Below are 13,608 nucleotides of genomic sequence, written 5' to 3'. Positions count from 1 at the left end.
TTCAATGGGTAAACGCTGATCACCTCCATAGCTTTCATTAATACTGCACCGTATGTGCTAAGGAAGAAACCATGGCAATTAAGACATTTCGTGGCCACACACCTAAGTTTGGCGCTCGTGTTTGGGTCGACGACAGCGCGGTCATCATCGGCGACGTGGAAATCGGTGACGACAGCTCGGTTTGGCCGCTAGTTGCCATTCGTGGTGATATGCACCGTATTCGTATCGGTCAGCGCACCAGCATCCAAGACAACTCTTGCCTGCACATTACTCATGCCAGCACCTACAAGCCAGAAGGCCACCCATTAGAAATCGGCGACGATGTCACCGTCGGTCATATGGCCATGCTACACGGCTGTAAGATCGGCAACAAAGTATTAGTTGGTATGGGCACCACCATCCTTGACGGCGCCGTGGTTGAAGATGAAGTCATTATCGGCGCAGGTTCTTTGGTACCACCAGGCAAACGCCTCGAGTCTGGTTACTTGTACATGGGCTCACCAGTGAAACAAGCCCGTGCCCTAAGCGAAAAAGAGATCGAATACTTCCAGTACGCTGGCTTGAATTACGTCAAACTAAAAGACGAATACCTTGCCGAAGCTGAGGCCGCAGGAGACGCTTAATGAGTCGTCTAACCGCACCCTTTATCGGCGTTGCGTTGGTGGCTGGGGCTTTCTGGGTCGCGACTCAGTCGTACCAGAAAAACTTCGCAGGTCCTGAGCTTGATGAAGCCAAGCAAGCTGAGCTGGGCATTCAACTGATTGAATTCCCGCGCCAAGTGCCGCCCATCGAACGCCTTGAACTAGGGCAATGGCAGTTGATCAGCCTGCAACCGAGTATTTGCGATGCCGTTTGCCAAGGCAGCATGGTGCAGCAAGCGGCGGCAGGGATTCATGTGGTGCCGCCAACCCAAGCGGCCTATATCGATCTTGAGCAGGTGACCAGTGCGGAAAACTATGCCGCCCACCAAGGTAAGGCGTTATTGCTTAACAAAGAAGGTCGCTTTGCCGGTTCTTTGCTGCCGCCATATAACAAAGAGCGCGTTGCAGCGGCGCTTGATGCGTTAAACCATTAACGACTTCAGAAAATATTTCTGCAAAGAAGTGTAAGAAATCCTCGGCTTGCTGCGTCTAGTTGGCTACATTGCTAATTAACCCTTTTTCGACAAGCCGAGATTTCACATGACACACGCCTTATCTCGCTCCACCGAACCTGCGTCAGGCCAGTTGTTCCATGACACAGCCTTTATGGCAGACTTACGTCGCCAGATGCTTAAGTTCGCCATCTTACAAGTTCGCAACGAAACCATCGCCGAAGACGCGGTGCAAGACGCCATGCTGTCTGCTTACCAAAACATCGAACGCTTTAATCGCCAAGCGGCGCTGAAGACCTGGGTGTTTGCCATTCTAAAAAACAAGCTGATCGATATTCTGCGTAAAGAAAAACGTTACACCAGCGCCAGTATTTTAGAAGAAGGTGCCAGCCGCAACGACGAAGCCCTGCTCGATGAGCTGTTCAACGACAATGGTCATTGGCAAAAAGACCAGCGTCCACAAAAATGGGACGAACCTGATCACAGCATCGAGAACAACCATTTTTGGAAGGTGTTCGATACCTGCTTGGACGCTCTACCCGCCAAATACAGCCGCTTGTTTATGATGCGCGAATTTCTCGAGCTCGATACCAATGAGATCTGTGATAACGAGGAAGTCAGCGTCAGCAATCTCAACACCACCCTGTTTCGGGCTCGTCTGCGCCTGCGCGAATGCCTTGAAGACAACTGGTTTCAAGGGGAGAAAACCACATGATGAAATGTACCGAAGCGACACAACTTCTTTCCGAAAAGCTGGATCGTTCGCTATCCAATAAAGAGAAAGTAAATTTGGGGATTCATACGGCCATGTGCCCTGCCTGCCGCCAGTTTGGCAAACAGATGCTAAGCTTAAGGGAAATTTGCCAACGCTACGTAAAGCAAAATGAGTCAAACCCGCAGGAACGTTAGTGGATACAACAAGGGGCAACATTTTTTAAACTTTTTTGCACTGGCACTGTAAGAAGTTTTCAACAGCCCCCGTCCAAAGGAGGTAATTAACACAAAATGTTCCTTTGGAGGATCCAAATTATGTCTACTAAACACACTTCTCTTGCCCTAGCTCTAGGTACTGCGGTTGCTCTGTCTGCGGTGGCGGTTCCAGCACAAGCTGCGGATAAAGAAAAATGCTACGGCGTGGCCATGGCTGGTCAAAACGATTGCGCTGCAGGCCCAGGGACGTCTTGTGCCGGTACATCCAAAATGGACTACCAAGGTAATGCTTGGAAACTGGTTCCAGCGGGCACTTGCATGGACATGGAATCGCCAACTTCACCAACCGGTCACGGCAAATTGGAAGCCTTCTAAGGATTGGTCATGGCGATCCCATTACAACAGCAAACCGAGGATAGTCACCTATCCTCGGGCTTTGCTCAGCGCACCGGCATCAGTTTAAAGCCAAGCTACTACGAGCAGATTCTGCGCGAGCTACCGGACGTGGGCTTCTTTGAAATCCATGCGGAGAATTACCTCAGTGCCGGTGGTCCAGCGCGTCATTATCTCGACCGTGTGCGCGAGCATTACGACATCACGGTACATGGCGTCGGGTTATCGTTAGGCGGAATGGAAGCCCTGAATCTTGAGCATTTAGAGCAAGTCGCTCTGTTAGTGGAACGCGTTGAGCCCAAGGTGTTTTCTGAACATTTGGCTTGGTCGACCCACCAACAAACCTTTCTCAATGATTTGTTTCCGGTGCCCTACACAGAGCAGCGTTTGACCCTGTTATGTGAACATGTGGATCAGGTGCAAAGTCGTTTGCAGCGGCAAATCTTAATTGAGAATCCATCGACCTATTTTGAATTTAACTCCAGTGCCATGAGCGAAACCGAGTTTATTGCCGAGCTGGTCAAGCGTACGGGCTGTGGTTTATTGCTGGATGTGAACAATGTCGAAGTGTCCTGCTTTAACCATCAACGCAGCACAGCCGAGTACTTACGCCAGTTTCCGATGCACGCGGTGGGGCAAATTCATTTAGCGGGTTACACCCTCGATGATAGCGCCCAGCCAAACCTCAAAATCGATTCTCACGATCAAGCGGTGGCCCACGAAGTCTGGCAACTGTATCAGCACACTTTGGAATTAATCGGCGATTGCCCGACCTTGATTGAGAGGGATGGCAATTTCCCCGCCCTCACTACCTTGCTACAAGAAGCCGAACAGGCCAATCAAATCCGCCACTTGGTACAGGAGCGTTAGGTCATGCAAACACACTTTAGCCAAGCACTGTTTTGCGCCAATACGGATGAGTCGATTGCTCTGTTGCAAGATATTCATGGTCGCGATACCTACGAGCGAACTCAGCGCTTAAATGTGTATCGCAACAATGTGTTTGTCTCGCTGATGGCAGCCCTCGGGGAGATTTTTCCGGTCTGTAAGCAGGTGGTTGGAGACGAGTTTTTTAATGCCATGGCACGCCAGTATGTCGAACGCCATCCACCGAGTTCGCCGATTTTAAGTCGTTATGGCGATCAGTTTAGCGAATTTGTGCGAAACTTCTTCCCCGCCCAATCACTGCTATACTTACCTTGCTTGTGCGATGTGGAGTATCGCTTGCTGCAACTGACGCATGCGGCCGAACTCCCAACATTGAGCTTAGCCACGGCGCAGCAGCGTTTGAGCCAAGTGCAAAACCCAGAGGCACTGGCTTTGCACCTAAGCGCCCAATGTGAACTAGTCAGCGTGCCGTTTGCGGTGGGCTCTTTGTATCTTGCCCACCAAACAGACACGCCGAATCTCAACCAGCTCAACATTGCCCAAGCTGAATATTTGCTACTCGCCAAGGCGGGCTTGTATGGCCGCATGTACTTGATCAGTGCCGCCGAGTTCGACTTCTTAAGTGCCCTACAACGCGACCCAAGTTTGAGCCAAGCACTGCCCGATGATGACCAGTTCGACCTCGGGCAAACCTTAGCGCGGCTGATGACATGGCAAGTCTTTCACGACATTCAAGAACCGTAGGAGCCCACTATGTTGATCTTGCCACACCGAACCACGGGACAGCTTATGCGAGCCATCCCCGAATCCCTCGTGTTGTTTATCGCGCGTTTCGCGCTGGCAGCGGTGTTTTGGTTATCTGGGCAAACCAAAATTGACGGTTTTGCTTTGAATCCCTTTGCGGGACAGTTTGAATTGGGCTGGCCGTCCCTTAAAGAAAGCACCTTTTATCTGTTTCAATACGAATACGATTTGCCCATCATTCCACCCGACATGGCCGCTTACATGGCAACTTTTGCCGAGCATCTGCTGCCCATTATGTTGCTATTCGGCATCTTCACCCGTCTCGGTGCCGCTGGCGTTTTATTGATGACCTTGGTGATTCAGATTTTTGTCTACCCAGAAGCTTACGCCACCCACGCGACTTGGGCCGCCTTAGCCATCTTGCTGATTAAAAGCGGTGGCGGTAAAGCATCCTTGGATGCCTTGGTCACTCGACCTTATTAAGTTCGATGACATATCAGACATAAAAAAACGGCGACCTATGAATTCATAGGCCGCCGTTTTCTATTCTTTATAATGGTCGGTCTAAGCCGCCATCTTACGTGCTGGTAAGGTATAAGCAATCAAGAACAGTAACGCCGCACACACCACCACACTTGGGCCGGTTGGCGTATCCCAATGATACGACGCCCACAGACCACCACAGACAGACAAACAACCTAATACGCCTGCAATGGACGCCATTTGCACCGGCGTTTGTGACAACTTACGAGAGGTCGCCGCAGGGATGATCATCAAGGAGGTAATCAGCAATACACCGACGATCTTCATCGCCACCGCGATCACCACCGCCACCAACAACATCAGTAGCAAGCGAATCGCTTCCACTGGGTAGCCTTCGACCTTGGCCAATTCTTCGTTCACAGTGAGCGCCAGCAAAGGACGCCAGAAGGACACCAGCAAGGTCATCACCACGATACCGCCACCATAGATCCAGTACAGATCGGTTTGGCTAATGGCCAGCAAATCGCCGAATAGATACGCCATCAAGTCGATGCGAATATTGTCTAAGAAACTTACTGCTACCAGACCCAGCGACAACGCCGAGTGCGCCAAAATCCCCAGTAAGGTATCGGTGGCGATAATTTGTTTCTTCTGCAGCGCCACCAATACCAAGGCCAGGCCGACACAGAGCACGACGATGGCAAAGTTCAAGTTGATGTCTAACAGGAAGCCAAGCGCCACACCCAATAACGCTGAGTGCGCTAAGGTATCGCCGAAGTAGGCCATACGACGCCACACCACAAAAGCGCCCAATGGACCGGCGACCGCCGCGACCCCAAGGCCGCCAATCAGCGCGCGCATTAACAGTTCTAACATGGTTCTAATCTCTCCGAGTTAATGAGCGTGATGATTGCAGTTCGGGCCATGCACATGGCCTTCTTCCACCACTTCACCGCTGTCATCATGGACATGATCGTGTTGGTGCGAGTAAATCGCCAAGGATTCATCCGCCCCAGGGATACCAAACAGTGCACGGTAAGCCGGATGACCTTTCACATGTTGTGGCGAACCCGAGCAGCACACATGCTGATTAATACAGACCACGGTATCGGTCTGCGCCATCACCAAGTGCAAATCGTGGGAGATCATCAACACGCCGCAGTTTAGCTCGTTGCGAATCACTTCGATCAGGTTGTAAATCTCCACCTGTCCACTGACATCAACGCCCTGCACCGGCTCATCAAGTACCAACAGATTAGGACGATTTAACAAAGCACGGGCCAATAGCAGACGCTGTGTTTCACCGCCAGATAGCACATGCACTTGAGAATTTTCCAAGTGTGGAATGCCGACCTTATTCAAGGTTGGGCGAATGTCTTTTTTATTCACACCACGCACCAAGCCCAAGAAGTGCTTTACCGTCAACGGCAAAGTGGGATCGATGTGCAGCTTCTGCGGCATATAACCAATACGCAAGGTATCGTGGCGCACCACCTTGCCCGAGGTCGGTTCTTGCAACCCCAACAAGGTACGAATCAGAGTACTTTTACCACTGCCATTGGGGCCGATCAGGGTCACGATCTCCCCTTGATGCAAGGTGATATTGATGTTGCTTAACAGCTGGCGATCGCCAAAGCGAATACCAATGTCTTGTAATTCGGCTAAACGAGTACTCATGACTGCGCTGCTTCCTTGGCTTTGCAATCGGCGCACAAGCCCGTCAATTCAATGGTCTCAGCGCGCAGCTCAAATCCTTGCTCCGCGGCCTTTTTGATCAAGGATTGGTGAATGTCTTGGTAATCAAATTCCATCACGTTTTGGCATTCATCGCAGATTAGGAAGTAACCCTTGTGCGGCTTGTCCGCGTGGGCACAGCCTAGGTAAGCGTTCATGGATTCCACTTTGTGAATCAGGCCGGCAGCCAATAGGAAATCTAGCGCGCGATAGACGGTTGGCGGTGCTGAGTTAAAGCCTTCTTCAGCCAGCTTAGCCAACAGTTGGTACGCGCCCAACGGACGGTGGCTTTGCCAAATAAGTTCTAGGGCACGGCGACGGATTTTGGTCAGACGCTGGCCTTGCTCAGAACACACGGTTTCTGCCGTTTCCAGCGCGTGCTCGATGCACACATCGTGGTTGTGCTGGTGTTCATGAGAATGATGATGTTCGGTCATTAGAATGCCCGCCCTGCTACTTGTAGGTCACTGTAAATCATGGTGACACTGATAAAAATTAAGGCACAGGCCGCGATCACCCCTAAGGCTTTTGTTACGCGGCTGCGCCATGCACTGGGGCTGAGGGCAAAACTACCGTCGCGCACCAAGACGCTGATCAGCGCCAAGGCCGACACGGTAATGCCAGTGCCAAGCGACATACACAAGGTCGCCAGCACACCCCATTGAAATATTCCGGTACTGGTGGCAAACAGCAGCACCAATACCGCCCCAGTACAGGGGCGAATGCCAATCGCAGACACCATCGCGAGGGTGCTGCGCTTAGCCGTTTTCACTTCATCCTGTGGCGCATCCAGCGCTTTGACATCATGGCTATGATGGTGGCCACAGTGGTGATGCTCATGGTCGTGATGAGCGCAAGCATGGTGATGATGCGCATGCTCATGCAAATGATCTTGGCTATGGTCATGGCCACAGCTCGATTGACCTCGCGCAATGCGCCACAGCATCCATACACCAATCAAGCCGATGGCGGCATAGGAGGCGCGCTCTAATACTTGTGTGGTTTCGGTAATCGCACCGGCCAAATCGAGGATTTGCGCCAATACCCAGACTAACGCAATCGCCACCACGCCTTGTGCCAAAGCCGATAGAAACGACAATTGCACACCTTTGCGTAACGGTGCTTTGGTGGCTAATAAATAGGAGCCAATCACGGCTTTACCGTGACCTGGCCCAGCGGCGTGAAACACACCATAAAGAAAACTCGCCACTAGCAAGCTGCCCAGTAGTGCTGGGCTTTCTTGCTTGGCGAGCAGTTGCACCAAGCGCGCCAGCTCACGGTGAAAATCCCGTTGCTGTTCCATGACCCAGCGGCTTATTTCAAAGACAATGGTTTGATCCGCTGCCCAAGCACTGCTGGACAGCAATAACCCTACAACGCCTAACCACTTTGCACTGCGCACACTTGGCTCCAATCTAGCTCAATTTGATTTGTTATATTATAACAAGGCAGCAAAATTAGATAGACAGTGGCAGCACAAGTTAGCCAGCCATCGGCTCGAAAAAACCCATCACACCGCCCATAAAGATTTGCGCCGCCATGGCCGCCAGAATCAAACCGGTGATCTTCGATAAGATATTCAAACCCGTGCGGCCCAATAGCTTTTCAATCAAAGAACTGGAGTACAGCAATACCGCTAAAGTCAGCAAGGCACCAACTAGACCCATCACACTGATGATGAATTCCCAACCTTGGAACTCCGCACCATAGACCAGAATGGTACCGATCGTGGCAGGGCCGATAATGGTCGGCACCGCCAACGGCACCACAGAAACATCGTCACGCTCTTCATTGGGCATGCCGGTAGCGTGGTTACGGGTACCGTCTTTGACCAAACTAATGGCCGACATAAACAGCAAAATCCCCGCGCCAATACGGAACGAATCCAAGGTAATGCCTAACACTTCAAACAGCGCGCCGCCAAAGAACATCAGCACTAGCGAGATCGCCAACGCGGCAATAATCGACTTGTTCGCCACATGACGACGAGCGGCGGGGGTTTCACCACGGGTCAATGCCAAGAACATCGACAGCACGAAGAAGGGCGCAAATAGGAAAAAGAACTTAATCCAAGTGGAAATCAATAAACTCATGATAGGAAATACCTAGAACGACGCCTGCCACACGATCAGCGTTGGGTCAGCGCCAGTTTGATGCCAAAGCCCACCAGCAATACGCCAGTTAAGCTATCCAAGACTTGCGCCACTTTTGGTCGCGCCAGCCATACTCTTGCACGATGAACCATCACCGCAAGAAACGTTTGCCACACCATCGCTATGATAAAGTGAAGTGCGGCCATAAATAGGGATTGTGCGATTGCCGAGTATTCAGGGTTAATAAACTGCGGCAAAAACGCCATGTAAAACACGATGGTTTTCGGGTTTAAAATATTCGATAAAATGCCCTGACGAAACGCTGATAGCGCCGTCATTTGACGACCTTCGGGCAGATTCAGGGTGAGGCCTTTGGGATGCCAAGCACTGCGCAGGGCTTGCACACCGAGGTACACCAGATACAAGGCACCGGCGATTTTAAAGGCGGTAAACAAGGTCGCCGAGCCCAGCAAAATCACCGATAGGCCAAGGGCAGACACGGTGGCATGGGCAAATAAACCCAAGCAAATGCCCAAGCTACAGATAAAACCGACACGCCAACCGGCCACCGCGGAACTGCGCAACACCAACAGGGTATCTACCCCAGGACTCATGGTCAGCACCGTGATGGCCAGCAAAAAGGGTAACCATTGAAAATGCTCTAACATAAGTCACCTCTAGCGGTCAGATGTTGGATGAAGTCGCTTGTTAGTCGCGGTTAGAAGAAGGCTTAAACGTCACAACGCAGATCGACCCAGCCTTCCATATAAATCTCTGCCGCGTCCGCTTCGGTGGGCGTACAGGTTTCCGCCAAGGTGCCAGTGAGCTTAATCAAACCCGCATCAGGAATCACCATGGCAAAGTAATTCTCAGGATCGCCAAAGCCTAAGCGTAGCGTGTTTTGCTGCAAATTAACTTCTTCACTCAGAGTAATGCCCAAACGTACCGTCATGGCTTGATCAATCACCCCCACATCCAACACATCAATGCGCGCTGGGGTGAGTTCACGGCCACCTGATTGAATCTTGAGGAAATAACCGTATTGCGCCAAGTTGGTCATGGCTTGGGCCGCATCGGCTTTCTCTGCGCCCTCCAACTTGCCGTCAGAGTTCTTATCAAACTCCATCAGCATATCAACGCTGGAAAACACATCAAACTGCCAATAAGCCTCTAGAGCAGAAACCTTAGGCGAGGCCACATTGACCTGATAATAGGACTCGATCCAAATATGTGGATGCGCCAACGCCTGCCCTGCCCCTAGGCAAAGTAAAGCGGCACTACACAACTGACGCCAGCGCAACATGACTTAGTTTTCCGTTAGGCTTGGTGCGTGACGCACGCGAGCTTCCAGAATACGCTGGAATTCTTTCGGATCGTGTTGCTGTGCCAAACGCTCTGGATCGTCTTTGGCACCGTGCCATGCTTCTAGGCGCGATAGCCAGAAACGTAGTGCTGCAATTTTTAGCATGTGTGGCCATGACATAATCTCTGCGGCACTTGGCTCACGTTCGTGAATGTAAGCGTTGACCATGGCATGGTATTTATCCATGTCCAATTCGCCGGTGCTGAAATCAGAACACCAGTCGTTGACCACGATCGCAAGGTCGTACATCAACCACGAGTAACAAGCGTTGTAGAAGTCGATGATGGCCGACAGCTCTTCGCCTTCAAATAGGGTGTTGTTGTAGAACAGATCCGCGTGTACCGTGCCTTTTGCCAATTGCTCGTCGTACTGCTCGATAAACTGATCGAACTCGCAGATTTGCTCTAGCAATAGATGCGCTTGGCCGCTTTCCAATTCTGGCGCCAATTCGCGAGAAGTCGCGCGCCACCAATCAATGCCACGGTGACTTGGACGGTGATCAGGAAAATCCATGCCCGCTGTATGCAGCTGAGCCAGCACCTTACCCATCAAGCGACAAGACTCTACCGTTGTGCCTTCTAATAGGCCACCAGGGAAACAATCGACGATGATTGCTGGGCGGTCTTGCACCACACGTAGACGCTCGCCTTCGGCATCCACTAGGGCCGCCGGTACGTTAAAGCCTTTTTGCTGTAAATGAGACACCACATCTAGAAAATATGGCACTTCGTCAAAATCGAACTCTTCAAACAGGGTCAGTACGTACTTACCCGTGGTGGTGGTGAGGAAATAGTTGGTGTTTTCAACACCTCCTGAAATGCCTTGAAAAGACACTAATTCACCTAAATTGTAATCGGCCACTAGGCCGCGCATGTCAGAGTCCGAGAGAGAAGTGTAAACAGCCAAAATCTGTACCTAATAGTATTAAATTCGCGCAACATCGCATTCAGCCGCTAATGCTCCACAATCAGAGCAAAAAGGTCAATTGGACGCCACGAAAAATGGGGCGATTATGTTAATCTTAGACGCAATTAACCAATGATTTGAATGTAAACTGCCGTCGCGGCCTCGGCTCGCGGCGCAAGAGGGAAATTATGTCGGCTCAAGACTCACTGACCAATGCATCACCCATGGTGCTGGTAGACGGTTCTTCTTACCTTTACCGCGCCTTTCACGCCATTCCACCACTGACAACCAGCGACGGCCAACCGACCAATGCTGCCCGTGGCGTGATCAGCATGATCCGTAGCTTAATCGGCCGCTACCCAAACTCCCCGATCGTGGTGGTATTTGATGCCAAAGGCAAAACCTTCCGCGACGATATGTACACCGAGTACAAAGCCAACCGCCCTTCTATGCCGGACGATCTGCGTCTGCAAATCGAACCGATCCACCGCATGATCGAAGCCATGGGCTTGCCATTAGTGGTGATCGAAGGCGTAGAAGCAGACGACGTGATCGGCACCATCGCCAAACAAATCGGCGGCGAAGGCCGTGAAGTGATCGTTTCCACCGGCGATAAAGATATGGCCCAGTTGGTGACAGACAAGGTCACCCTAGTGAACACCATGACCGATACCATCATGGACATCCAAGGGGTAAAAGATAAGTTCGGCATTCCACCGGAGCTGATCATCGATTTCCTCGCGTTGATGGGCGATAAGGTCGATAACATCCCTGGCGTACCGGGTGTCGGTGAGAAAACGGCTCTCGCCATGCTGCAAGGCATCGGTAGCCTAGAAGAAATCTACGCACGCCTAGACGACATCGCGCCGCTTGGCTTCCGTGGTTCAAAAACTATGGCCGCGAAAATGGAAGAACACCGCGAAATGGCCGAGCTAAGCTACAAGCTAGCGACCATTAAATGCGATGTGGAGCTGCCATTTGATCCGCATACCTTGAAAAACGAAGCCATCAACAAAGATGCCCTACGCGAATGGTTTACCAAACTGGAATTCAAAACTTGGTTGCGTGATATCGATAAAGCCCCAGCGGCTAGTAGCGCCGATGACACGGTTGATGTAGCAGACGATGAGCCTGCTCCTGCGGCGAATATTGAAGTCGAATACGACACCGTTTTGGACAAAGACAGCTTCAGCGCTTGGCTAAAGAAAATCCAAGACGCTGAGCTAGTGGCCTTTGATACTGAAACCACGTCTCTTAACTACATGGCCGCTGAGCTGGTGGGCGTGAGCGTTTCCGTGGAAATTGGTAAAGCGGCGTACATTCCCGTGGCGCACGATTACGAAGGCGCGCCAGAGCAGCTTGATCGTGATTGGGTACTAGAGCAACTTAAACCTTGGCTCGAAGACGACAACCAGAAGAAAGTCGGCCAGCACCTAAAATACGATGCCAACGTTTTGAACAACTACGGCATCACCCTGCGCGGTATCGAATTCGACACCATGTTGGAGTCTTATGTACTGAACTCCACGGCGACGCGTCACGATATGGACAGCCTAGCGTCCAAGTTCCTTGGTCACACTACGGTTAGCTTTGAGGAGATCGCAGGCAAAGGCGCGAAGCAGAAAACCTTTAACCAGATCGAGCTTGAGCAAGCGGCGTTTTACGCGGCAGAAGACGCAGACATTACCTTGCGTCTACACCATGCGATCCTGCCGAAGCTAGAAAAAGAGCCGTCTTTGGTTAGCGTCCTAAAAGACATCGAACTGCCATTGGTACCAGTGTTAGCGAAAATGGAACAAACCGGCGCCTTGATCGATCCAGACCTATTGCACGCACAAAGCACTGAGATCGCCGCTAAATTGCAGGAGATCGAGATCAAAGCTCATGAAGAAGCGGGCCAAGCCTTTAACCTAAGCTCACCAAAGCAGCTGCAAGAAATTCTGTTTGAAAAGCAAGGTTTGCCAGTGATTAAAAAGACGCCAAAAGGCCAACCTTCGACCGCTGAGCCGATCCTGCAAGAACTGGCAGAAGACTACGAACTGCCACGCTTGATTATGGAACACCGCAGCATGTCGAAGCTAAAATCGACTTACACTGACAAACTACCAGAGATGCTGCAAAAGACGGGGCGTATCCATACCTCTTACCATCAAGCGGTAACCGCAACGGGTCGTTTGTCATCGACCGATCCAAACTTGCAGAACATCCCGATCCGTACCACCGAAGGTCGTCGTATTCGCCAAGCGTTTATCGCCCCAGCAGGCTACAAACTGATCGCTGCCGACTACTCGCAAATCGAGCTACGCATCATGGCGCACCTATCACAAGATAAGGGCCTACTAGATGCCTTCGCCCACGATGTGGACGTGCACAAAGCGACTGCTGCAGAAGTCTTCGATACCACGGTAGACGAAGTCACTACTGAGCAGCGCCGCCGCGCCAAAGCCATCAACTTCGGCCTGATCTACGGCATGTCCGCCTTTGGTCTAGCGAAACAGCTAGGCATTGGCCGCCCAGAAGCACAGCAATACGTACAGCGCTACTTTGAACGCTACCCGGGCGTGCGCACTTACATGGACAACACCCGTGAAAGCGCCAAAGAAAAAGGCTACGTGGAAACCATCTTTGGTCGTCGTTTGTACCTACCAGAGATCAAAGCCCGTAACGCCATGATGCGCCAAGCCGCTGAACGCACCGCGATCAACGCCCCGATGCAAGGCTCCGCCGCCGACATCATCAAACGCGCCATGATCAACATGCACAACTGGCTCGCCGAAACCGACCTAGACGTGAAAATGATCATGCAAGTACACGATGAATTGATCTTCGAAGTGGCTGAGAAAGACCTAGATGCCGCGCAAGAGAAAATCGTCGAGATCATGCAGACAAGTAGCGAGATAGATGTGCCATTGTTGGTTGAGGCAGGGGTTGGGAACAACTGGGACGAGGCGCACTAGGCGCCTCTTTACTGAGTTACTCTC

Annotated in this window: 17 protein-coding genes; 9 read left to right on the top strand and 8 right to left on the bottom strand. The window is 51.5% G+C overall.

Annotated features, from left to right (window positions below):
* Positions 1–71 precede the first annotated feature (71 nt).
* The 8 genes from ACOSVP_RS10405 (at position 72) to ACOSVP_RS10370 (ending at position 4,531) form a co-directional block, all read left to right on the top strand.
* Positions 72–623 (top strand): gamma carbonic anhydrase family protein, encoded by a 552-nt coding sequence (locus ACOSVP_RS10405; RefSeq protein WP_487347435.1) that lies wholly within the window; start codon positions 72–74, stop codon positions 621–623.
* The gene (locus ACOSVP_RS10400) at positions 623–1,075 is read left to right on the top strand and encodes a hypothetical protein (RefSeq protein WP_487347434.1); all 453 of its coding nucleotides are present in this window, start codon (positions 623–625) and stop codon (positions 1,073–1,075) included. The genes ACOSVP_RS10405 and ACOSVP_RS10400 overlap by 1 nt, the downstream gene beginning before the upstream one ends.
* Before the next feature lie 106 nt (positions 1,076–1,181).
* Entirely contained in the window at positions 1,182–1,808 is a 627-nt protein-coding gene (locus ACOSVP_RS10395; protein ID WP_487347433.1) for an RNA polymerase factor sigma-70, read from the top strand.
* Positions 1,805–2,002, top strand: coding sequence for a zf-HC2 domain-containing protein (locus ACOSVP_RS10390; RefSeq protein ID WP_487347432.1), 198 nt, complete (start codon positions 1,805–1,807; stop codon positions 2,000–2,002). Before ACOSVP_RS10395 ends, ACOSVP_RS10390 begins: the two co-directional genes overlap by 4 nt.
* Before the next feature lie 120 nt (positions 2,003–2,122).
* Complete coding sequence (locus ACOSVP_RS10385) at positions 2,123–2,398, top strand: BufA1 family periplasmic bufferin-type metallophore (protein WP_487347431.1); 276 nt, start codon at positions 2,123–2,125, stop codon at positions 2,396–2,398.
* A 9-nt stretch (positions 2,399–2,407) separates the two neighbouring features.
* Positions 2,408–3,286 (top strand): MNIO family bufferin maturase, encoded by an 879-nt coding sequence (bufB, locus tag ACOSVP_RS10380; protein WP_487347430.1) that lies wholly within the window; start codon positions 2,408–2,410, stop codon positions 3,284–3,286.
* A gap of 3 nt (positions 3,287–3,289) precedes the next feature.
* Positions 3,290–4,048 carry an HvfC/BufC family peptide modification chaperone gene (locus ACOSVP_RS10375; RefSeq protein WP_487347429.1) on the top strand — a complete coding sequence of 253 codons (759 nt, stop codon included), beginning with the start codon at positions 3,290–3,292 and terminating at the stop codon, positions 4,046–4,048.
* A 9-nt stretch (positions 4,049–4,057) separates the two neighbouring features.
* Positions 4,058–4,531, top strand: coding sequence for a DoxX family protein (locus tag ACOSVP_RS10370; protein ID WP_487347428.1), 474 nt, complete (start codon positions 4,058–4,060; stop codon positions 4,529–4,531).
* Positions 4,532–4,612: 81 nt separating this feature from the next.
* Here ACOSVP_RS10370 and znuB read toward each other — a convergent pair whose 3' ends face one another.
* From znuB to ACOSVP_RS10330, 8 genes are all read right to left on the bottom strand, one after another.
* Positions 4,613–5,407: a zinc ABC transporter permease subunit ZnuB gene (znuB, locus tag ACOSVP_RS10365; RefSeq protein WP_487347427.1), complete on the bottom strand. Its 795-nt coding sequence runs from the start codon at positions 5,405–5,407 to the stop codon at positions 4,613–4,615.
* Positions 5,408–5,425: 18 nt separating this feature from the next.
* A complete protein-coding gene (gene znuC / locus ACOSVP_RS10360) occupies positions 5,426–6,208 on the bottom strand; it encodes a zinc ABC transporter ATP-binding protein ZnuC (RefSeq protein WP_487347426.1) in 783 nt (260 codons plus the stop codon).
* Positions 6,205–6,702 carry a Fur family transcriptional regulator gene (locus tag ACOSVP_RS10355; protein WP_487347425.1) on the bottom strand — a complete coding sequence of 166 codons (498 nt, stop codon included), beginning with the start codon at positions 6,700–6,702 and terminating at the stop codon, positions 6,205–6,207. The genes znuC and ACOSVP_RS10355 overlap by 4 nt, the downstream gene beginning before the upstream one ends.
* Positions 6,702–7,667, bottom strand: a complete 966-nt coding sequence (locus ACOSVP_RS10350; protein WP_487347424.1) for a nickel/cobalt transporter — start codon at positions 7,665–7,667, stop codon at positions 6,702–6,704. The genes ACOSVP_RS10355 and ACOSVP_RS10350 overlap by 1 nt, the downstream gene beginning before the upstream one ends.
* 79 nt (positions 7,668–7,746) lie before the next feature.
* Positions 7,747–8,358: a MarC family protein gene (locus tag ACOSVP_RS10345; RefSeq protein WP_487347423.1), complete on the bottom strand. Its 612-nt coding sequence runs from the start codon at positions 8,356–8,358 to the stop codon at positions 7,747–7,749.
* A 35-nt stretch (positions 8,359–8,393) separates the two neighbouring features.
* Positions 8,394–9,026, bottom strand: a complete 633-nt coding sequence (locus tag ACOSVP_RS10340) for a LysE family translocator (RefSeq protein ID WP_487347422.1) — start codon at positions 9,024–9,026, stop codon at positions 8,394–8,396.
* A gap of 62 nt (positions 9,027–9,088) precedes the next feature.
* Positions 9,089–9,661 carry a DUF1007 family protein gene (locus tag ACOSVP_RS10335; RefSeq protein ID WP_487347421.1) on the bottom strand — a complete coding sequence of 191 codons (573 nt, stop codon included), beginning with the start codon at positions 9,659–9,661 and terminating at the stop codon, positions 9,089–9,091.
* 3 nt (positions 9,662–9,664) lie between these two features.
* On the bottom strand, positions 9,665–10,627 hold the full coding sequence (locus ACOSVP_RS10330; RefSeq protein WP_487347420.1) for a homoserine kinase: 963 nt from the start codon (positions 10,625–10,627) through the stop codon (positions 9,665–9,667).
* 188 nt (positions 10,628–10,815) lie between these two features.
* Here ACOSVP_RS10330 and polA point away from each other — a divergent pair, with 188 nt between their 5' ends.
* Positions 10,816–13,584 (top strand): DNA polymerase I, encoded by a 2,769-nt coding sequence (gene polA / locus ACOSVP_RS10325; protein WP_487347419.1) that lies wholly within the window; start codon positions 10,816–10,818, stop codon positions 13,582–13,584.
* Positions 13,585–13,608 lie beyond the last annotated feature (24 nt).

This window comes from Marinomonas sp. HM11-D (genome assembly GCF_057626615.1).
This window is presented reverse-complemented; position numbering and strand designations above follow the sequence as displayed.

What these genes read in the sequence shown, in the direction of transcription:
- ACOSVP_RS10405 (WP_487347435.1), top strand. Translation starts at nt 72, where the DNA reads ATGGCAATTAAGACATTTCGTGGCCACACACCTAAGTTTGGCGCTCGT.
- ACOSVP_RS10400 (WP_487347434.1), top strand. Translation starts at nt 623, where the DNA reads ATGAGTCGTCTAACCGCACCCTTTATCGGCGTTGCGTTGGTGGCTGGG.
- ACOSVP_RS10395 (WP_487347433.1), top strand. Translation starts at nt 1,182, where the DNA reads ATGACACACGCCTTATCTCGCTCCACCGAACCTGCGTCAGGCCAGTTG.
- ACOSVP_RS10390 (WP_487347432.1), top strand. Translation starts at nt 1,805, where the DNA reads ATGATGAAATGTACCGAAGCGACACAACTTCTTTCCGAAAAGCTGGAT.
- ACOSVP_RS10385 (WP_487347431.1), top strand. Translation starts at nt 2,123, where the DNA reads ATGTCTACTAAACACACTTCTCTTGCCCTAGCTCTAGGTACTGCGGTT.
- bufB (WP_487347430.1), top strand. Translation starts at nt 2,408, where the DNA reads ATGGCGATCCCATTACAACAGCAAACCGAGGATAGTCACCTATCCTCG.
- ACOSVP_RS10375 (WP_487347429.1), top strand. Translation starts at nt 3,290, where the DNA reads ATGCAAACACACTTTAGCCAAGCACTGTTTTGCGCCAATACGGATGAG.
- ACOSVP_RS10370 (WP_487347428.1), top strand. Translation starts at nt 4,058, where the DNA reads ATGTTGATCTTGCCACACCGAACCACGGGACAGCTTATGCGAGCCATC.
- znuB (WP_487347427.1), bottom strand. Translation starts at nt 5,407, where the DNA reads ATGTTAGAACTGTTAATGCGCGCGCTGATTGGCGGCCTTGGGGTCGCG.
- znuC (WP_487347426.1), bottom strand. Translation starts at nt 6,208, where the DNA reads ATGAGTACTCGTTTAGCCGAATTACAAGACATTGGTATTCGCTTTGGC.
- ACOSVP_RS10355 (WP_487347425.1), bottom strand. Translation starts at nt 6,702, where the DNA reads ATGACCGAACATCATCATTCTCATGAACACCAGCACAACCACGATGTG.
- ACOSVP_RS10345 (WP_487347423.1), bottom strand. Translation starts at nt 8,358, where the DNA reads ATGAGTTTATTGATTTCCACTTGGATTAAGTTCTTTTTCCTATTTGCG.
- ACOSVP_RS10340 (WP_487347422.1), bottom strand. Translation starts at nt 9,026, where the DNA reads ATGTTAGAGCATTTTCAATGGTTACCCTTTTTGCTGGCCATCACGGTG.
- ACOSVP_RS10335 (WP_487347421.1), bottom strand. Translation starts at nt 9,661, where the DNA reads ATGTTGCGCTGGCGTCAGTTGTGTAGTGCCGCTTTACTTTGCCTAGGG.
- polA (WP_487347419.1), top strand. Translation starts at nt 10,816, where the DNA reads ATGTCGGCTCAAGACTCACTGACCAATGCATCACCCATGGTGCTGGTA.